At 59.7% G+C, this 18,816-nt stretch carries 19 protein-coding genes; 8 read left to right on the top strand and 11 right to left on the bottom strand.

Features of this window, described 5'->3' with window-relative positions:
* Positions 1 to 304 precede the first annotated feature (304 nt).
* Together IPK17_RS11060 and IPK17_RS11055 are read left to right on the top strand one after the other, a co-directional pair.
* On the top strand, positions 305 to 1,375 hold the full coding sequence (locus IPK17_RS11060; protein WP_343417752.1) for a BMP family lipoprotein: 1,071 nt from the start codon (positions 305 to 307) through the stop codon (positions 1,373 to 1,375).
* A 284-nt stretch (positions 1,376 to 1,659) separates the two neighbouring features.
* On the top strand, positions 1,660 to 2,373 hold the full coding sequence (locus IPK17_RS11055) for a SanA/YdcF family protein (RefSeq protein WP_343417751.1): 714 nt from the start codon (positions 1,660 to 1,662) through the stop codon (positions 2,371 to 2,373).
* A 96-nt stretch (positions 2,374 to 2,469) separates the two neighbouring features.
* Here the strand turns inward: IPK17_RS11055 and rny are convergent, their stop codons facing one another.
* The 3 genes from rny to IPK17_RS11040 form a co-directional block, all read right to left on the bottom strand.
* On the bottom strand, positions 2,470 to 4,011 hold the full coding sequence (gene rny / locus IPK17_RS11050; protein WP_343417750.1) for a ribonuclease Y: 1,542 nt from the start codon (positions 4,009 to 4,011) through the stop codon (positions 2,470 to 2,472).
* Positions 4,012 to 4,073: 62 nt separating this feature from the next.
* Positions 4,074 to 4,751: a RecX family transcriptional regulator gene (locus tag IPK17_RS11045; RefSeq protein ID WP_343417749.1), complete on the bottom strand. Its 678-nt coding sequence runs from the start codon at positions 4,749 to 4,751 to the stop codon at positions 4,074 to 4,076.
* Between the two features lie 482 nt (positions 4,752 to 5,233).
* Positions 5,234 to 6,097 carry a fructosamine kinase family protein gene (locus IPK17_RS11040; RefSeq protein WP_343417748.1) on the bottom strand — a complete coding sequence of 288 codons (864 nt, stop codon included), beginning with the start codon at positions 6,095 to 6,097 and terminating at the stop codon, positions 5,234 to 5,236.
* A gap of 188 nt (positions 6,098 to 6,285) precedes the next feature.
* Here IPK17_RS11040 and IPK17_RS11035 point away from each other — a divergent pair, with 188 nt between their 5' ends.
* Complete coding sequence (locus IPK17_RS11035) at positions 6,286 to 7,086, top strand: NAD-dependent epimerase/dehydratase family protein (RefSeq protein ID WP_343417747.1); 801 nt, start codon at positions 6,286 to 6,288, stop codon at positions 7,084 to 7,086.
* 54 nt (positions 7,087 to 7,140) lie between these two features.
* Positions 7,141 to 7,284, top strand: coding sequence for a hypothetical protein (locus IPK17_RS11030; RefSeq protein ID WP_343417746.1), 144 nt, complete (start codon positions 7,141 to 7,143; stop codon positions 7,282 to 7,284).
* A 152-nt stretch (positions 7,285 to 7,436) separates the two neighbouring features.
* On the opposite strand, the gene IPK17_RS11025 is transcribed toward IPK17_RS11030, so the two are convergent.
* Together IPK17_RS11025 and IPK17_RS11020 are read right to left on the bottom strand one after the other, a co-directional pair.
* Positions 7,437 to 8,126 carry a hypothetical protein gene (locus tag IPK17_RS11025; RefSeq protein WP_343417745.1) on the bottom strand — a complete coding sequence of 230 codons (690 nt, stop codon included), beginning with the start codon at positions 8,124 to 8,126 and terminating at the stop codon, positions 7,437 to 7,439.
* 146 nt (positions 8,127 to 8,272) lie between these two features.
* The gene (locus tag IPK17_RS11020) at positions 8,273 to 9,589 is read right to left on the bottom strand and encodes a nucleotide sugar dehydrogenase (RefSeq protein WP_343417744.1); all 1,317 of its coding nucleotides are present in this window, start codon (positions 9,587 to 9,589) and stop codon (positions 8,273 to 8,275) included.
* Between the two features lie 329 nt (positions 9,590 to 9,918).
* Between IPK17_RS11020 and IPK17_RS11015 the strand changes: the two genes are divergently transcribed.
* On the top strand, positions 9,919 to 10,422 hold the full coding sequence (locus IPK17_RS11015) for a DUF4231 domain-containing protein (protein WP_343417743.1): 504 nt from the start codon (positions 9,919 to 9,921) through the stop codon (positions 10,420 to 10,422).
* A complete protein-coding gene (locus tag IPK17_RS11010) occupies positions 10,423 to 11,091 on the top strand; it encodes a hypothetical protein (protein WP_343417742.1) in 669 nt (222 codons plus the stop codon). It abuts the gene before it with no gap.
* 163 nt (positions 11,092 to 11,254) lie between these two features.
* Here IPK17_RS11010 and IPK17_RS11005 read toward each other — a convergent pair whose 3' ends face one another.
* From IPK17_RS11005 to IPK17_RS10990, 4 genes are all read right to left on the bottom strand, one after another.
* Positions 11,255 to 12,412, bottom strand: a complete 1,158-nt coding sequence (locus tag IPK17_RS11005) for a PDZ domain-containing protein (protein ID WP_343417741.1) — start codon at positions 12,410 to 12,412, stop codon at positions 11,255 to 11,257.
* A 276-nt stretch (positions 12,413 to 12,688) separates the two neighbouring features.
* Positions 12,689 to 13,714: a prephenate dehydrogenase gene (locus IPK17_RS11000; protein ID WP_343417740.1), complete on the bottom strand. Its 1,026-nt coding sequence runs from the start codon at positions 13,712 to 13,714 to the stop codon at positions 12,689 to 12,691.
* A gap of 98 nt (positions 13,715 to 13,812) precedes the next feature.
* Entirely contained in the window at positions 13,813 to 14,334 is a 522-nt protein-coding gene (locus tag IPK17_RS10995; RefSeq protein ID WP_343417739.1) for an HD domain-containing protein, read from the bottom strand.
* Positions 14,331 to 15,023: a site-2 protease family protein gene (locus tag IPK17_RS10990; protein ID WP_343417738.1), complete on the bottom strand. Its 693-nt coding sequence runs from the start codon at positions 15,021 to 15,023 to the stop codon at positions 14,331 to 14,333. Before IPK17_RS10990 ends, IPK17_RS10995 begins: the two co-directional genes overlap by 4 nt.
* 196 nt (positions 15,024 to 15,219) lie before the next feature.
* Between IPK17_RS10990 and IPK17_RS10985 the strand changes: the two genes are divergently transcribed.
* Positions 15,220 to 15,417, top strand: a complete 198-nt coding sequence (locus tag IPK17_RS10985; RefSeq protein WP_343417737.1) for a DUF951 domain-containing protein — start codon at positions 15,220 to 15,222, stop codon at positions 15,415 to 15,417.
* Entirely contained in the window at positions 15,410 to 16,624 is a 1,215-nt protein-coding gene (locus tag IPK17_RS10980) for an MGDG synthase family glycosyltransferase (RefSeq protein ID WP_343417736.1), read from the top strand. The genes IPK17_RS10985 and IPK17_RS10980 overlap by 8 nt, the downstream gene beginning before the upstream one ends.
* A 96-nt stretch (positions 16,625 to 16,720) precedes the next feature.
* Here the strand turns inward: IPK17_RS10980 and IPK17_RS10975 are convergent, their stop codons facing one another.
* Both IPK17_RS10975 and IPK17_RS10970 read right to left on the bottom strand, forming a co-directional pair.
* Complete coding sequence (locus tag IPK17_RS10975) at positions 16,721 to 17,932, bottom strand: hypothetical protein (RefSeq protein WP_343417735.1); 1,212 nt, start codon at positions 17,930 to 17,932, stop codon at positions 16,721 to 16,723.
* Positions 17,929 to 18,456, bottom strand: a complete 528-nt coding sequence (locus IPK17_RS10970; protein ID WP_343417734.1) for a hypothetical protein — start codon at positions 18,454 to 18,456, stop codon at positions 17,929 to 17,931. The genes IPK17_RS10975 and IPK17_RS10970 overlap by 4 nt, the downstream gene beginning before the upstream one ends.
* Positions 18,457 to 18,816: the final 360 nt, after the last annotated feature.

Here is an 18,816-nt window from a genome sequence, read left to right as displayed (position 1 = left end):
TGATGAGAGAGGTTTGACGGGGCAAGGCCTGCCGCTTGAGCATCTATTCCCCCCCCCCCCCGAGCAAGCGGTGTGTAGGGACCCAATTGTCCGCTGCTTCCAAAACGACTTCACGAGCTACCGGCGCACTTTCCCCCGACTTGTGTAGTCTGAGGGTCACGATTTGAGCCAAAACAGCAATTTTAGGCAAAATCACCAACATCCTCCCCGCATCTTTCGCCGTGCGGACATTGGTTTTATCGCTGATTTAAGCTATTATGAACTCGTGCGTTTTTTTAGGGCTTTTTGAGAGGAACAATTCACCATGAAAAAAGCAGTACTGCTCCTCGCGGTTTTGCTGCTCGTGCTGCCGTTTGCGGCGATCTCGGCGCAGGAACCCCTCATTGAATCGGTGTGCTTGGTCACGGACGTTGGTCGCGTGAATGATGGTACGTTCAACCAGTTCGCCTACGAAGGCATGGAACGTGCTGCCGAAGATTTCGGCCTGGATGTGACCTTCATCGAAACCACCGCGCAGACCGACTATCAGGCGAACATCGAAACCTGCCTGAATGACGAATACGACGTGGTCGTGACCGTCGGCTTCCTGATTGCCGATGCGACCCGCGCGGCGGCTGAAGCCAACCCCGAAACCTATTTCATCGGTGTGGACCAGTACTTCGCCGATGCTCCGGTGGAAAACCTCGTCGGTATCCAGTTCCGTGAAGATCAGGCTGGCTTCCTCGTCGGCGCGCTCGCGGCGCTCATGACGGAAAGCGGCACGATCGGCGGCGTGTACGGCATCGACATTCCCCCGGTGGTCAAGTTCCGCAATGGTTACGAACAGGGCGCGCGTTACGTCAACCCTGACCTGAACATCCTCGGCGTGTATATCGACAGCTTCACCGCTCCGGATCGTGGTGCGACGGCGGCGGAACAGTTCATCGGTGAAGGCGCGGACGTGATCTTCGGCGCGGGCGGCCCGACCGGCTCCGGCGCGATCACCTTTGCGGCGCAGGAAGGCGCGATGGTCATCGGCGTGGATCAGGACGAATACGCGACCACGTTTGGCGGCGGCGAAACCCCCGGCGCGGAAAACCTGATCAGCAGCGCCCTCAAGCGCGTTGACAATGGCGTGTACCAGTTGATCGAAATCCTCGTTGGCGGCGGCGAAGGCTGGCCCGGCGACAGCAGCATCTACATCCTCGACGTGGTCAACGAAGGCATCAGCTTCGCCCCGGCGCATGACTCGGAAGTTTCCGAAGAAGTTACCGCCCAGGTTGAAGAAATCCTCGCTGGTCTGGTCGATGGCAGCATCGAAACTGGCGTGGATCCGGTCTCGGGCGCGCTGCTGAGCGAAATGGAAATGACGCCGGAAGCGACTCCCGCGTCGTAACTGGAATTGCAGTTTGACCTCACGCCGGAACGTTTCTGGCTGAGTAAAACAGCCCGTTGGAGCCCCGCTTCAGCGGGCTGTTTGCTGCTTATCTGCTGCAGTCGACCCCAGGCCCCCTCCCCCCCCGGCGGCGCCCCCCTCTCTCCCCCCCCCGGGGGGAAGACGACAGAAGAACAGCCCCCTACAATTGCCTGAAGATTGACCAAGCGTATGGGCAGCGTCGGGTAAAGTCTGTGGTCGCCTATGCTAGAATAGCGGCGCAACAGAGTGAATGAGGTGCGACTTTGCGAATCTCGATTCTTGCGCCGCTGCGCTTCATCTGGCGGAAAAAACGACTGATTGCGCTCACTTTGACCGGGTTGGCAACGTTGGGTGTGCTCAGTGTAGGCGGGCTGCGCCTGTACAGCGCCGTGCGTGCGCAACCGCAGATTTACACACTCGATACAGTCCCCGAACGCCCCGTGGCGATCATCTTCGGCGCGTCCGTGCTGCCCAGCGGTCGCTTGAGCGCCATGCTCGCCGACCGTGTGCGCATGGGCGTGGAACTGTATCACGCGGGGAAAGTCCGCGCGCTGCTGCTCACCGGCGATAATTCGCAGGAAACCTACAACGAACCGGAGGCGATGCGCCGCTATGCGCTCGAACTCGGCGTGCCTGATTCCGCGATTGTGCTCGATTATGCGGGCTTCCGTACTTACGATAGCTGCTATCGCGCCCGCGACATCTTTCAGGTCGAGCAGGCGATTTTGGTGACGCAGGCGTACCATCTGGATCGCGCGCTGCTGACGTGCAACGGCTTGGGGGTGGAGTCCATCGGCGTGGCGGCGGATGCGATGCGACCGACGGGGTATGCACAGCGCTCGCTGGTTACGGGACAGATTCGGGAACTGGCGGCGACGGTCGCCAGTGTGGTCGATTTGCTGATCCATCGTCAGCCGACCTTCCTCGGCGAGCCGCTGCCGATCTTTGCGCAATCACAAGTTGAGAATGTGTCCTAGGCGCCTGGCTGCCCCCCCCCGGGGAGGGCAGCCTCCCCGCGTACCCCCCCCCCCCCCTCTCCCTTGGGAGAGGGGATTGAGGGGTGAGGCTGTTACTTAGCGCGCGTACTCGATGGCGCGCGTTTCGCGGATCACCTGCACCTTGATTTGACCCGGATACTGCATTGTCTCTTCGATCTTGCGGGCGATATCGCGCGAGAGGCGCAGTGCCGCCAGATCGTCAATCGAGTCCGGGCGCACGATGATGCGCACTTCACGCCCCGCTTGGAGCGCGTAGCTCTGTTCCACGCCGTCGAAGCTGGTCGCGATCTCTTCCAGTGTCTTGACGCGGCGGATGTACGTTTCGAGGCTTTCGCGGCGGGCGCCGGGACGCGCACCGGAGATGGCGTCGGCGGCTTCCACAATGTAGGCTTCGACGCATTCCTGCTCGACTTCGTGGTGATGGCTGGCGATGCAGTTGACGACCTTTGCATTGACGCCGTAGCGCTTGGCGAATTCCGCGCCGATCAACGCGTGCGTGCCTTCGACTTCGTGGTCAATGGCCTTGCCGAGGTCATGCAGCAAACCGCCCATCTTGGCGAGCATCACATCGCCGCCCAGTTCCGCCGCGATCATGCCGGCGATGTGCGACGTTTCGATGCTGTGCGCGTGCTGGTTCTGCCCGTAGCTCGTGCGGAACTTGAGGCGACCGAGCAGCTTGAGGATTTCCGGATGCAGGCCGGGGATGCCCGTCTCATAGGCGGCGCGTTCGCCTTCCTGCTTAATGATCGTTTCCACTTCGGCGCGCGCGTCTTCGACGAGCTTTTCGATACGCGCCGGGTGAATACGGCCATCGACCACCAGTTTCGCCAGCGCCCGCTTGGCGACTTCACGCCGAATCGGGTCAAAGCTGCTGATGGTGACGGCTTCCGGCGTGTCGTCGACCACTACGTCGACGCCCGTTGCCAGTTCAAAGGCGCGGATGTTGCGGCCATTGCGACCGATGATGCGCCCCTTCATTTCGTCGCTCGGCAGCGGCACAACGCTCACCGAAATTTCGCTGACGTGTTCCGAGGCGAGGCGCTGAATGGCCAGCGAGATCACCTCGCGGGCGCGCGTTTCCGCGATCTCATTCGCTTCCGCTTCCACCTGCCGGATGATGCGCGCCATGTCGTTGCGCGCTTCGGTCTCGGCCAACTGCATCAGTTCGACCTTCGCTTCGTCGGTCGTCATCTGCGCGATGCGCTGAAGTTCGGCAGCGTGTTCTTCGTGAATCTTGGTCAGATCCTGCTGCTGCTTGTCCAGCTTGCTCTGACGTTTGTTCAGGTTCTGCGTCCGCTGTTCCAGTTGTTCCAGACGCTTGTCCAGATCTTCGCGCCGACGGCGGAGACGCTCATCCTCGGCATCGAGTTCCCGGCGGCGGCGGATGTTGATCTCTTCGACTTCATCCATCGCCCGCTTGGCTTTATCTTCGGCTTCGCGTAAGGCAGTTGTGGCCTGCAGCTGCGCCCCTTCGACAATGCGCTGTGCTTCTTGTTCTGCCAACAGCTTACGACTGCGCCCCTGCGAATTCTCGTAGCGCATCCAGCCGTAAATGCCGACTCCCGCACCTAGCGCGATCCCGACAATCGCCACCAGTAGTAGTTGAACGACTTCCATGTCATGTTTTGGCGGTCTGGCCTACGAGGCATAGGTGAGTCCCGCCCACTCCTCTCTCTAAGTTAGGTATTGTCATTGTCATCGGTTAGGTCTTCACCCGCTGCGAAAAAGGCAGGGGTGTCGGCGTCAATTTCCTCAATCAAACGCGCGACGACCCGGCGAGCGGCTTCAAAAGAAAACCCCCGCCGTTGTAGAAACACGTACATTTTGTCACGAAAAGCACGACGTTCCAGCCCGCGTAAGCGCCGCATGTGCCCTTGAGCCGCGCGGTAGGCCGCGTCATCCGCGTCGAGATCGGCCAGCGCCTCCTGAATAATGGCGTCGGCGATGCCCTTCTGACGCAGTTCGTAGCGCAGCGCGCGCGGACTGATCGGCTTGAATTGGTTGCGCTCGCGCACCCAAAACGTCGCAAATTGATGATCGTCGAGGTAACCAAGCGCCGTCAAACGCTCAATGGCGGCCTCGATCACGGCTGGTGGGGTATCTTTCTGGACGAGATTTTGCCGGACTTCGTGTACACTGCGCGGACGCAGGGACAAGAAACGCGCGGCCTGGTCAGTGGCGACCGTCACAGCGGCTTGATCCTTCAAGGCGGCCATCTCTGCCTCGGAGAGCTGCTGCCCCTTCCGAAGGCGCGCTGCTTCGTCCAGACTTACGCTGAAGGCATATTCGTCCTCGATGAAGACATTGACGCGATGCTTATTGCGTTTTTGCACTTCAAGGGCGGTTATGATGCCCATCGTCTACCCGTAACAAAACAAAAACCGTGATCTCCAGAAACGTTGACCACGGCTGGTTTACCCATCAGATATGCGGTTGCGCCGCGCAAGCTGCGCTCGCTAAACTCTACGATTATTTCGTTGGCGTCCTACACCGCGTATACGTTCAGCTTGACCGATTGACGACTCTTGCAGCACAAACCGTCTCTTGACGGGTTTTAGTTCCAGCACTCACGCCGTTTTGATTACAGACGGCGGTGGTAACGTTCAGGGTTACAATACAACTATCATATGGTTAACCATTATCCACGATTTGAGCTTTTTGCACAACAGGCAAAAAACATGAGCGGCCGGTAGCTTTTGAAGGAAAGCGGACCGCTTTTAGCGCTTAAGCGTGAGGTTTTAGTCCCAAACACCGAGATTTTCAGCCGTTTTGTCCGCGCTTGGCCGGGCAAAACCAGAAAATAAGCTCATTGATCTGTGAAAGTTGCCCGAACGAACCTTTAAGCAAATTTAGCGACCAGATCCCGGAGTTCTTGCACGGTGTTGAATTGGTTGCCAAAGAAGGCCAGCACTGCCATGATCTGGCGAATATAGAGGAGTTCTAGCCGCTCCCACCAGCCTTCAGTCAGCGGATGAACCTCGATATAGGCATCGAAAAAGCGGCGTGGTACTCGACCGTATTGACGGGTCATACTCAATTCCGTCTCGGCCCAGCCATAATTCACCGCCGGATCAATCAACGAGGGCCTGCCCTGTCGATCAACGAGCATATTGGTATGCCACAAATCGCCATGCAGCAGGCAGGCGGGCTGCTGCGGGATGAGATCGGGCAGGCGCTGGACGAGCCGCTCGACGCGGCTGCGGTCTTCAGGCGTTAAGCTCTGTTCGCAGAGCGGTTCCGGTAGATAGCGCAGCACACGCTGCTGCCCGAAGAACTCCCAGCCGTTCGTGGTCTGGGTGTTGATTTGGGGCAGCGGTCCAAGAAAGTTATCGTACGCCAGTCCAAACTGATCATGCGTATGCTGATGCTGATACGCAATCGCTCGCCCAAACTGCTCCCAGTCGGGCTCAAGGTGGCCATGACTGCCCAAGTCTTCGAGCAGGAGAAATTCGGCACCTACGGCCCACACCTTGGGCGTCCGTATCCCCGCTTGACTCAGCAGTTGGAGTCCGGCGGCTTCACACGCGAAGAGGCGCTCCGGTGCGGCTGCATTCTGCTTCAGGATCAAGCTCGCCTTGGAGGCGGTGGTAACCCGGCAGGTCTGGTTGATATGGCCGCCAGTTACCACCTGGACGTCGATCACGCTGCCAAAATCGTTTGTGAGCAAGCAGTCGGTAACTGCCGCAGGCAGAGCATGGTTCATGAACATCCTACCAATGAGCGCTATTTGAGAATGGGGAAGATTCTATATCGATCCGCGTGGTAGCAAAAGCGGTGGTGCGTGTCCTACGTCCATCAGGGACTCAGGAAATCCGGTTCACAGTTGACAGTTCACGGCGGAGATGTCATCCTACAGCGGGTCAAGACACGCTGAATTGTGAACTGTAGACTGTGAACAACGCTCCCAAAATTCTAGTCACTGGCGGTGGAACCTTTTTAGGCGACAGCATTGCCGCGGCGCTGCTGGCAGCGGGCGCGGAAGTCACGTTGATGGTGCGGCCCGGCGCGGAAGATAACGTCACGACGCTGGCTGAGCGCGTGCGTGTGGTCACCGCCGATGTGTGGAATCCCGCCAGCCTCAAAGGGCGGGCGCGTGGACACCAGCATGTGATCCACACGGTCGGTGGGCTGCGCGCCGATCCATCGCAGGGGCTGACGTTCCAGTATCTGAACTTCGTCTCGGCGCGCAATGTGGCGAATCTGTGCGTGAATGGCGGCGTGCAGCACATGGTGCTGCTCAGCAGCGCCCGCGCGCCGTGGGTCAACTCCGGCTATATCGCCGCTAAACGCGAGGCCGAAACGTATATTATGCGGGCGGGGCTGCGCGCGACCATCATTCGCGCCCCGGTCGTGTATCTGCGCGGGACGCCGCGTCCGCTGTTCTACCAGTTGATGTCGCTGCTCGGCGTCATTCCGCCGATCTCGTGGTTGGGGCTGCGGCGCATTGCCCCCATGCCCGTCGATGTGCTGGCGCGCGGCGTCGTCCGGTTGACGCTTGAACCGCGCCGCGACAGTGCCGTGTTCTACGCGCGAGATCTGCGCCGCGCCAACACGCAGGCTGAACGTTTCTACGGCACCCCGGTCGAACCGCTGCTGAGCGAGGATGACACCAAGCCGAAGAACCCGCTTCGGTCGCGCGGCGATGAAACCCCCTTCGGTTGGACTCCCCCTAACAATCAGGGTGACCGCTGAACCGACTTCCGGTTTAGGATCGAGATGATATGGCGTGACTAGGGGGTATACAAAATGAACCGCAATGCCGGACTCTTCGCTCTGGGAATCGCGTTTTTCGTCATCGGCATGACGACGAATTCGGCCTTCTATGCGCTCGGCATCGTGTTTCTGGTCCTGGGGCTGGTGGGGAATCGCGGCGACAAACAGCAGCAGTAGCCGTGTTTGAAATACCGCGTTAAAAGCGAGCCGTGGAGCGCAGGCGCTCCGCAGTAGAAGGTGCTGACCGACGCCGAATGGGGCGGGGTCAGCATCGTTTTTTATCGGCGTGAGACTGAGGTTACTTGAACGCCGTCAGGCCGACGCCCCGCTTAGGACGCATATTCTCGCAGGTAGAAATCCGCCCCGTAGGCCATCAACGCCGGGTTCACGTTGTCCGGGTTGGCCGTGACTGGGATATCCACGTACACGCCGCCCGCTGGCGCAAACTGCTCATCCGGCTGTTCCTGATACAACTCAATGCGCAGACGGACGCGCGTATACATCCCCGCGGTGATTTCAAACGTTTGGCTGGCGTAGCGATTCGACAACACGAGCGTCGTTTCGAGGCCGGAGGCCGGTTCGCCGTTGATCAGCGACATGCGCAGCAGCACGTTCACCGTGTCGCCGATGATGTCTTCACCCTGCGCGTCATCCACGCCCACGGTAATGGTCGTCGGTTGGCTGGCCAGCAGTGTGTGCGGTGCGGCGACGACGAGCCGACGGCGCACATAGCGCGGCTGATACCCGCCATCATCTTCGGGCGCGGTGAGGTCGTATTCCTGCAGAGCGGCGACCGCCCGGTAGCCCTGATCGGTCAGGCGGTAGACCTGCTCGCCCGCCATCGACAGGTAATTGCGCGTGACTAAACGGCGAATCCCCTTGCCAAACCCGCGATCACTGAGCGACGTCCCCTCGGTGATGTCGTCGGCGTGGGCGGAGGCATTGCCCGTCCGTCCATAATAACGCAGAATGTCGAGGGCTTCCGCGGGGAGGGTTTGCAGACTCAGAGGCATTTCCATAGCAACAGGTTCCCTTGTTCTAGATAGGAGTTCGCCTAATTAGTTGAGCGCTGCTGGGCGCCCGTCATGCAGTCGGTGGACGCCGCGGACGGCATCCCAATCCACCTCACCCCCTCAGCCAGAGAGGGCGAGCGTGGTCAAATGGCTTAAATCCGAACGATGCGCGCCCGGCTCTTGGCCGTCTTCGCGGTCGCGTTGCGCGTATCGATGATCAAGCGGCTGTGATCGACCAGATGCTGATAGTCGAACGTGCTGTGGTCGGTGATGATGACCACTGCGTCCGCCGAGGCGAGCAGATTCGCGCTGTAGGGCGAGCTTTCCATGATCGCTTCGTCTTCAAGGCGAATGCGCGCCACATACGGATCATGGTACTCCAGTTTCGCGCCGAGCTTATGCAGCAAGCCGATCACGTCGAGCGCCGGGCTTTCGCGCACATCGTCCACGTCGCGTTTGTAGGCGACGCCGAGGATCACGACTTTCGAGCCGCGCACCGACTTGCAGTCGTCATTGAGCGCGGTCGTCACCTTGTCGATGACGTGGTGCGGCATAGAGGTGTTGATCTCGCTGGCGAGCTCGATGAAGCGCGCGTTGTAGTTGAGTGACTTCATCTTCCAGCTCAGGTAGAGCGGGTCAATCGGGATGCAGTGCCCGCCGAGGCCGGGGCCGGGATAGAAGGGCATAAAGCCGAACGGCTTGCTCGATGCCGCGCGGATGACTTCCCACACGTCGATGCCGAGCTTGTCGCAAATCAGCGCCATTTCGTTGACGAGGCCGATGTTCACAGCGCGGAAGGTGTTTTCCAGCAGCTTGACCATTTCGGCAGTCGCCGGCGACGACACGGTGATCACATGGTCGACGGCGGCGCTGTACAGCGTTTCGACGGCTTCGATGCACGCCGGGGTGACACCCCCCACGACTTTGGGCGTATTGCGCACGCCGTACTTCGGGTTTGCCGGGTCGATGCGTTCGGGTGAGAAGGCGACGAACACATTCTCGCCGGGCGTGAAACCGGCCTGCGCCAGCCGCGGGATGACGAGTTCATCGGTCGTGCCGGGGTAGGTCGTGCTTTCGAGCACGATCAACATGCCTTCGTGACACACATCCGCGACGGCGTTGACCGAGTCGATCACGTACGACATATCCGGGTCTTTGGTTTGACGCAGGGGAGTGGGCACGCAGATGCTGACCGTATCCGCCGCGCGGAGCGCCTCATAGGACGTGCTGGCGCGCAGTTTGCCCGCCGCGACCAACGGCGCAAGGCGGCTAGTCGGAATATCGGGGATATAGCTTTCGCCCCGGTTAATCGCATCCACTTTGGACGGGCTCAGATCGATTCCAATAACAGTGAAGCCTTCGACGGCAAATTCCACCGCCAGCGGCAGCCCAACATAACCTAAGCCCACAATTCCAACGGTCGCCTGACGACTTTTCAAGCGATCCAGCAGCGTCTCTTTTATGCTCATAGAAGAGTGGTCTCCAACATACGATTCTTAGGCATTATAGCTTTTGCGCCTGTACCTCACAAGCCGATGGACGTCACCTGCCGTTGAAACCGCTTGACAGAGTGTATTACCCCGCATACGATCCCATGTAAGTTTCGAGTGGAGCCACACATGAGGATCGAGTTATGACCGCGCAAGCCCCTAGCCCGCCGAAAGGTTCTTCCAAGGAAGCCAATGCGCCCAAGCAATCGCAGTTTAACCGGAGACGGCATCCTTTATTAAAAGAACTCCCTTATTTTACAAAATTCCCACCCCTCGACCCGAAATTCTCGTTGATCAACGAGCAGCAGTTGACCGAGTTTTTCGAACGGGAGCAGATTGACCCTGAGCTGCAAACCAGCATCCGCGCTGATCTCAACTTTATGGAACATGAGCTGCTGCGGATGTTCCGGGATCGGGACTACAAGGCGAAATTGCACCAGAATCGCTATCGCCTATACCAGATTCTCTACATCTGGCTGGCGGCGCTCGCCGGGGTGTTCGGCGCGGTGCAGGCGCTGTCGATTGACAGCAACCCCGGTCTCGTCCCGCTGTTCGCCTTTCTCGAAACGGTGATCGCGGCGTTTGTCGCCTACTTAGCCACGGTCAGCGGGCGCGAACCCCCCATGCCCCAATGGCTGACCAACCGCCGCGCGACCGAACAAATGCGGCGCGAATTCTTCCGCTACCTCGTCCATATGCCACCCTACGACAAGCTGGATGGCTACCGGCGCAAACTCACCTTGTCACAACGCGCAGCGGATATCAACCGCGGTGTCTACCCGCAGGATGTATCCAGCGGCGGAGGGGACTAAATGGCCAGGCTCAACCGCAAACAACTAGAGGCTGTCTACAAGCTGTTCAATCAGTTTGCGCTGGAAGATCAGCGGACGTATTACATTCGCACGATTGACCGCTACCGCCGGGCTGCCATCACCGTCACCCGCCTGCGCGCGGGTTTCGCGCTGCTCACGGGCATCGCGGCGGCATTCGTGGGTTTGATGGTGGCGGTGAACCCGGGGCAGTGCGTCTCCGGGACGCCTGTCGGCGATTGTACCGGAACGCAGGTCCTGCTGTTCATCGCGCTGCTGGTGACCGTGGCCGCTCCGGCGATCGGCTCGGCGTTCACGACGCTGGCCGACCTCTACCAGTGGGATCGCATGATCGCGCTGTACGAGTCGGCGCTGGAAAATCTCGATGTGGCGGACGCACAGTCGCCGCTGGATGAGATGAATGACGACATCTACCGGGCGGCATTCCTCACTTATGCGGAAGGCACGCTCGAAGTGATGAACGACGAAACCGCACAGTGGGGGCAGTTGACCAAGCCGCCGCAGCAGCTCGTCCAGTTTGTCGAAGAGCAGGAACAGAAGGCGCAGAACGCGGTCGCTCGCACGCGCCGCGCCGCCTCTTCGAGCTCGCGCAGCAGCAGCGAGACGCCCGTCACGCCGGAAATTCCGCCCGATCCAACCTCCGGCGGGTAGCGCCCCGCGCTTCAAAGCATCGGCGTAAAGTTATAAGTCTGCCGAACATCGAACAAACAAAAGGACGGGGACGTCCTTGCTGCTGGCGTCTGATCGCTGATGTATGTTTGTAGGGGCAAGGCGCGCCTTGCCCCTACAATATAGGTTCCAACAGTTTCGCAGTTTACGTATTGGGAACCGCGGTCGCTTCCGGCGTGGCTTCCGGAAGGGGGGCAGCCGCGGGCGGCGTCATGTGGAAGCGGAAGCCCGGCATGCCTTCCATCATCCCCGGCAGCATGAACATGTCGCCTGTCGGTTCGCCCAGCGTCACCTCGATGTCGGTGCTTGCGCCAGCGCGCAGCACGGTCAGCGTGACCACGTCACCCGGCTCGTAGGCGGAGATGCGGTCGCGCAGCGTGCGTTCCTGATCGACGGGTTCGCCATTGACGGCCGTCACAATATCGCCGACCTGCACGTCCGCTTCCGCGGCGGGGCTGTCCGCCGCCACTTCGGTGATCAACGCGCCTTCCACAAATTCGACCTCATTCTCCGTGGCAGTTTGTTCGTCGAGCGTCACAAACGTCACGCCGAGCCGGCCATAACCGCCCATCAGCATCCCGCCCGGCAGCAGGTCGAAGCGACCATTGCCGCCCATGCCGCCGCGCATACCCAGCATGCCGAATTCAATGATCGCCGACACGGGCACGTCGATGCTCTGTTCCGCGCCGTCGCGTTCCACGGTCAGCGCGATGGTGGCATCCGTGTCGCTGCCCGAAATCAGGTCGAACAGACCCATGATATCGACCGATTCGCCGTTGACCGCGGTGATCACATCGCCTTCACGCAGACCCGCGTCATAGAGCGGCGTACCTTCGCTCAAGCTTTTAACTTCCCACGTGCCATTTTCGGCATTGTAGACGATGCCGACATCCATCATTGGCATATCGCCGCCGCGATTACCGGGACGCCCACCGCGGCTTGTACCCGCTTCCGGCGTGGCTTCCGGCGCGGTGCCGAGCACCACGTCGACCGCCTGCGACTCGCCCGCGCGGGTGATGGTCAGCGTGACCGTGTCACCGGGAGCCGCTGCCTGCACGGCCGCTGCGACATCGGCGGCCTGCGTGACGGCGTCACCGTTGACCGCGGTGATCACATCATCGACCTGCAAGCCTGCATCTGCCGCGGGCGAACCCGCTAGGACTTCGCGGATCACGACGCCGTCGTCGCCATCTTGCAGGCGAATCCCCACAAAGCCGCCACCGCTGTTCTGCGCCGCCACCGCGCCCGCCATCACGACCACCAAGATCAGCCCGAAAGCTAAGATCAGACTTTTCATCCTCATCGTCATACCCTCCTCAACCGACTACCTATCCAACGTACGCCCGCTGGCTGAGGACGAGATGAAACAAGTGCAACCAATCTGTAAACTTTGATTACGGTTTGTAAATTGTGGGAAAGAAGGTGCAGATGGGGGAGAGACAAGCCGTTCGGGATTTTTTGACTCGGGCTTGAATTCAGGGATGTGGGTGACCCTTGATACTCACTTTACTTATGTGTTGCCTGTCACATTATGCCCCTCAACCGTTCGGAGAGGGGCAGGGGTGAGGCGCTTGTCGTCTTACTCGTCGGACTTCTTGTCGCCGCGCAGACGTTTGCTGACCGCCGAGCCGAACAGCCCGCTCATAAAGAGATCGGTGCTGGATTCGCGCTTGACGCCGTCCGTGCGGTCGTCCCATTCGCCTTTTTGCCGCCGCGCGACCCACTCCTGATACGCCTGCGCGGAGTCGATGAGCAGCCCTTCGAGCGACTTCTGATCGTTCTGGGCGAGCACATCGCGCAGGGTGTGCAGCGTTTCCAGCGTGGCGTCGAGCTGACGCACGACGTTCTCGCGGTTGTTGAGCAGCAGATCGCGCACGTCGTCGGGATGCGCGTCGAATAGATGATGCGTCAGCCGCCCGAATGACGGGTTGCCCGCGCGGCGGGCATCGTTCCAGCCATCCCGGCGCACCAATCCGTAGAAGGTTGCCACGCCGAGCGCGGCGGGCAGTCCTTCGGTCGCCGCTACCCACACATCGTGTTCGGCGGGGTCGGCGAAGTGCGGCGCTGCGCCGAGAATCTCAGAGAGATCCGCCGCCAGTTCGACCGCCTCTTTCGGCGCTTCCAGATGCGGCATGAGCAGCATGTGCCCGTCGTCAAACAGATCGGCTGCCGCGTGTTCGATGTCATCCGTGCCGTCGAACAGGTATTTGAAGTTGAGGATCGGCGTGACGCCGATGGCAAACGCCTCGCCCTTGAGATACTTGGTCGCCCACTGCTGCGAGGGCTGCTTGAGCGGCGACATGTCAAGGATGACCGTGCCCGCGCGCACTTCGCCGCCGATCAGACGGTAAGCGGCGGCGACGTCGCGGTAGGGCAGCGCGAGAACGAGAATCTCTTTGTTGGAGGCAGCGTCCAGCAGCGAGCGCGTGACCGCGTCGACGGCATTCTGATTGCGCGCGGTGACGCCCGACGCTTCGAGCGGGTCGTAGCCCGTGATGTTGAACTTCTGGCGGGCATCCTTGCGCGCGTTGTAGCGTTTGAGCGCCAGCCCAACCGACGCGCCCACGCGCCCTAATCCCAGTATCCCGACGTTGATGGTGTTCATTATTTGTTGTCCTCAGTCAAGCTTTTCAGCCATTAGCACTTAGCGGTTAGCCATTAGCAAAAGCCGAAAGCTAAGCGCTAAAGGCTAACTGCTCTAAGCTAATTCGCATCGTCTGCCCGTTGAAGGCGTTCTAATAAATGGAATAACTCGTGATTCTGCCAGTGGGTTCGATTTTCCTGATGATGCGCCGCTAACCAGACGGCGTCCGGAGTCGCGCCTGCCGTCGTCATGAGCTCGGCGCTCCAGTCGGGGTGGTGCACGTAAACAACAAACGGACGGATGAGCAGGTTATGCGGATTACCGCTGCTCAACCGTTCAAACAGGCGCGGGAACAGCCGCCGCAGAAGCACGGCGTAGGTTTTTTGCCACACGCCGAGCGGGTAGCGACTTTTGCCGCTGTCATGCAGCAGCGCGGCGACCGCGAGATCGCGCGGCGTGTCGCCCTCAGCGAGGAGGGCGCGCAGCACGTTGAGGCTGTGCAGCTGTTCATTGCGGCGCATAGCGCGGAAGACGCCCATGAGCGGCGGTGACAGATACCGCGCCGCCAGCCCGTAATCGGGCGTGCGGGCAAAGGCAGACAGGGCTTGCAGCCCCTGACGGACGCGGTAAGTCATGGTCATCGGGCGAAGGCATTCAAGACGCTGCCGTACTGGAACAGCAGCGGGAAATCGAACAGCGCGATGATCAGTTGGTTGAGCGGCTGACCGATAAGCGTGTTCAGCGGATTGAAGCCGGGAATGCGGACGAAGCTGAGCAGAATCAAGCCCAGCAGAATGTACTGCGTCGTTTGAGCGTGACGCTGCCAGACGGAGGCGAGATTGGGCGGCAGGAGTGCCAGCACAATCTGCCAGCCATCGATCGGGAACAGGGGCAGCAGGTTGAAGACGAACAGCAGCAGGTTCAGCACCACCATCTGAAACAGGATGAGCTGGAGCATGGGCGGTAGGGTTTCGACGACCTCGACGGTCAGGAGGCGCAAGATCAGCGCGGTGACGATGGCCAGCACCAGATTGATGAGTGGACCCGCCGCGACCGCCGCCAACCAGCGCCAACGCCGATTGTCGGCGCGCATGCGGTAGGGCGAAATCGGCGCAGAGCCGAGGATGCCGAAGCCGACGATGACGAACATCAACCAACCGATCCAGTTGATGTGCACGAATGGATTGAGGGTCAGCCGTCCAGCGCGGGCGGGTTCAGGATCGCCCATGCGCCAGCCAACGTAATTGTGCGCGAACTCGTGCAGCGTCATCGCGATCAGCAAGACGATGCCGTTGGCAAAGATTTCTGCGAGCGAAAGACCGGAGAGCAAATTACATCTCCACAGGATACGATAGACATTGCCCGTCATTATAGCAGGGAGTAAATGAGGAGACGTAGAGCGTTCGCTGGCGCTTGGAAAAAGCGCGAGATCGCGGTGGCGGACAAGCATTAACTGTCGATCAGCGGCTTTTTACCTACAATGTTTCACTGTGCATCAATGGTTGTAAGCTGTACACTAGGGTCTTATGACTGCTGAAATTCAAATTGGCGACCGTGTCCAGATGAAAAAGCCGCACCCCTGTGGGAGTGATACTTGGGTCATCTACCGGGTGGGAGCGGATATCGGGATACGCTGCACTGGCTGTGAACGCCACGTCATGCTGGCACGGACCGAGTTTTTTCGACGTTTAAAACGAGTAATCAAGGGGAATCAGGGTGCCTAAACGTGTGCTATTCATCATGTCAGATACGGGTGGGGGGCATCGGGCGGCCGCAGAAGCGATTCGCGATGCCTTGATCGCCAAGTATGGCGATGAGGTGCAGTGCCAGATGGTGGATGGCTTCCGCCACTACTCGCCGTTTCCGTTCAAATACATGCCGGAATTCTACCCCTGGTTGATCAACCACAGTAAATCGTCGTGGGGCGTCGGCTATAAGCTCTCCAATACCCGGCGGCGCGCCAAAGTGGCCGCGCAGGCCATCTACCTGACGGCGGAGAAGCGCCTCAAGCGCATGCTCCGCGAATATCCCGCAGATGTGGTCGTGAGCGTACACTCTGTGCTGACGCACCTCGCCATGCAGGCGATGATGTCACAGGAGAAGCGCCCACCGTTCGTCGTCGTCGTGACCGACCTCGTCTCAACGCACATGTTCTGGTATGACCGCCGCGCCGACCGCACGCTGGTGCCAACGCTGCCCGCGCTCGAACGTGGCCTCGAAGCCGGAATCAAGGCGGAACAGATGCGCATCACGGGGCTGCCCGTGCACCCGCAGTTTGAGAAGAAGCTGCTCGATAAAGCGGTCGCGCGCCAACAGCTCGGCTGGGATGCGAACCTCCCTGCGATCCTCATGGTCGGCGGCGGTGAAGGCATGGGGCCGCTCTACAAAGTCGCCCGGGCCATCAATTCCCGCAAACTCAAGTGCCAATTGATCATCATTGCGGGGCGCAACAAGACGCTCAAAGAAAAGCTGGAAGAGAGCGATTGGAACCAGCCCGTCAAGGTGTATGGTTTCGTCACCGACATGCCCAAGCTGATGGCGGCGGCGGACATCCTCGTGACCAAAGCGGGTCCCGCGACGATCAGTGAGGCGGCGATTGCCGGACTGCCGCTGATCCTGTTCGATGCGATCCCCGGTCAGGAAGAGGGCAACGTCGACTTTGTGGTCGAAAACAAGGCAGGCGAGTACGCGCCGACGCCCAAGCAGGTCGCCGATGCCGCTCAGCAATGGTTGAGCGAAGGCGCCGCGGGATTAAAACGCCGCTCGGATGCCGCGCGCAGCATTGCCAAGCCGAACGCCGTCTGGGAAATCGCCGAGGAAATCTGGGAATACGCGCACAAACCGGCGATCACCACCAACCGCCGCAACATCCTCAAGGATGTGGTTGAGCGGTCGAAGCTGCTCAACTCGCTGCAATCGCTGACGGATTGAAGAAGCTAGCGCGAGGTTCGTGTAGGGGCAGCCCTGTGTGTCTGCCCGATGCTTGGGCGCACACGCAGGTGCGCCCCTACGTATTTTTGCCCCGTTTTACTCCGCGAAATAGAACAGCGGTGGCAGCCATGTGATCTGCGTGATTGCGCCGTCGAGCGAGCCTGAGAGATCGAGCGCTTGATTGTTGAGGCGAATCTCGTACTCGCCCATGAGCAGCGCAAATGTACCTTGATGTGGTTCATAGGCGATATCCAGCACCACTTCTTCCGATGAAAACCTATCCCGGTTGAATTCGATCTGACCACCACCTTCGATTAAGCCATAGGCTCCCGTGTACGCGCTATACCAATCCGGCCAAGGGGTAGTCTGGGCGATAAAATAGTCATCCCCGTTGAACCAACCGAAAGCATTCGGGAACGTTTCAAAGATCAATGGGCAGCGCAGCGTGATCGGTTGGGCACACGTGAAGCGATCGCGTTGTTCCGTCGGGTACGTAGGCGCGAGTAGCGCGAACCGCCGCTCATTGTCTGACACTAAGGCGTTCTCGAAGGTTTCGCCGGTGCGGGTGTCCAGCGTCAGCCAATCCGAGGAGGCTTGATCCGTTTGGTAGCCGATGTAGCGCCCGGTCGCCGAGACGAACAGCGGGAATAGCCGATCACCGGAAACGACCAGTTCCGATTGGAGGCCGCGCCAGAGATCGAGCGACCATAAACCTTGACCGTCAGCATAGGCGAGAACATTGCCGTCCGCGCTCCATTCCGCCTCGCCTATCCGCCCATTGGTCAACGGAATGCTGAAGATTGGCCACAACTGCGGCGTATTGCCCATACCACATCCGCCGCTAAAACCAGCAATCGTGATATCTCCACCAGCCATCCGACTCTGAATCAGGTACACATCCAAGTGATCAGCATTCCACACCAACATTGATTCACTGGTGGAGGAGAAAGCGAATGCTTGTCCGGGCAGGACTTGCAAACCGACACAGTCGCCATACGGCACGCCCATGGAGATCGTTTCCGCATCGGTTTGTTCGGCGTACAGGCTGTAATCGGGTGTCGAAAGGCGACAGCCAACTTCGGCGCAGTAGGGCGGCGAGTCGTAGAGGTCAGGATAGGCGTTGGCGGGATGCGCCGCCAACCTTACAGGATTCCCCAAACGCAATGGTTCGCGGCGATCCACTGGCAGTTGATACTGCGCGCCGGTCTCAGTGGTAATCAGCAGCGGGGCGAGCAGCGGGCGGAACTGCTGCTCTTCGTCGGGCGGCACGATGTTCACCTCACCGTATTCGCGCAGCACTTCGATCAAGGCTTCTTCGCTGGCGACTGTCGACGCGCGTTACATTGTCCCAATCCCGTTCCTCGCCTGCCGGATCGGTAAGCACGTAGACGCTGTGCGCGTTTCGCCAACGGCAGTGGGTCATTGGGAAGATCTGAGAGTAGATCATCGACAGCGTGATACGAGCCATCGGCGTGACGCTCCAGCGCGAAATAGGAGGTCATGCCTAATTGAATGCGCTCCGCGCCGCTATAAGTGCAGCCCGTTCCATAGCCGTGGCCGACATAGACTGCTGACAGCACGGGATCGTTGCGCTGGTAGAGCAGATATTGGTCGCCGTTACCGCCGTTCAAATAGCTGTCGACGCGCAGAATCGCGTTGATGGAGGCGTCGTCGGTTTCGACCACGGTCGCCTTGACGATCAGGCTGTGCTGCATCAGGTAGTTGATGCTCAATGGCGGCGGTCCGCCGCTGCACGCGTAAGCGGTCTGCGCGGGTGCGGCGATCAGCGTGAGCGTGAGCAGGGCGAGGAAGGTTAACCACGAGGTGCGCATGCGCCTAGTCCTTTCGGACGATTCGGTTCTATACATCATAGTAGCGCAGCTCGGCTCACAGCGGCGGACGTTTGACCTCCGCTCGATCTACCGCTGCTGGCTGGAAAACGTGCGGTCGATCCCTACGAAAGCAGATATACGTCTAAATTCATACATTTTTCGCTTTTGACCTCACGCATTCTTAAACGTTCGCGTGTATAAGAATAGATGTAACTTCTGCCTGTGCCAGTACCCGCGGCGCATTGCGCGTTTACCCAATGTGATCTATGCTTCTGAGCGTGGAATTCTAACTGTAATGTTGTAGGGAGACAAACTGTATGAAGCGAACATCCTCGCTGCCCCGTCTGCTCCTCATCGTCG

The sequence above is a fragment of the Candidatus Flexifilum breve genome, from assembly GCF_016713355.1.
This window is presented reverse-complemented; position numbering and strand designations above follow the sequence as displayed.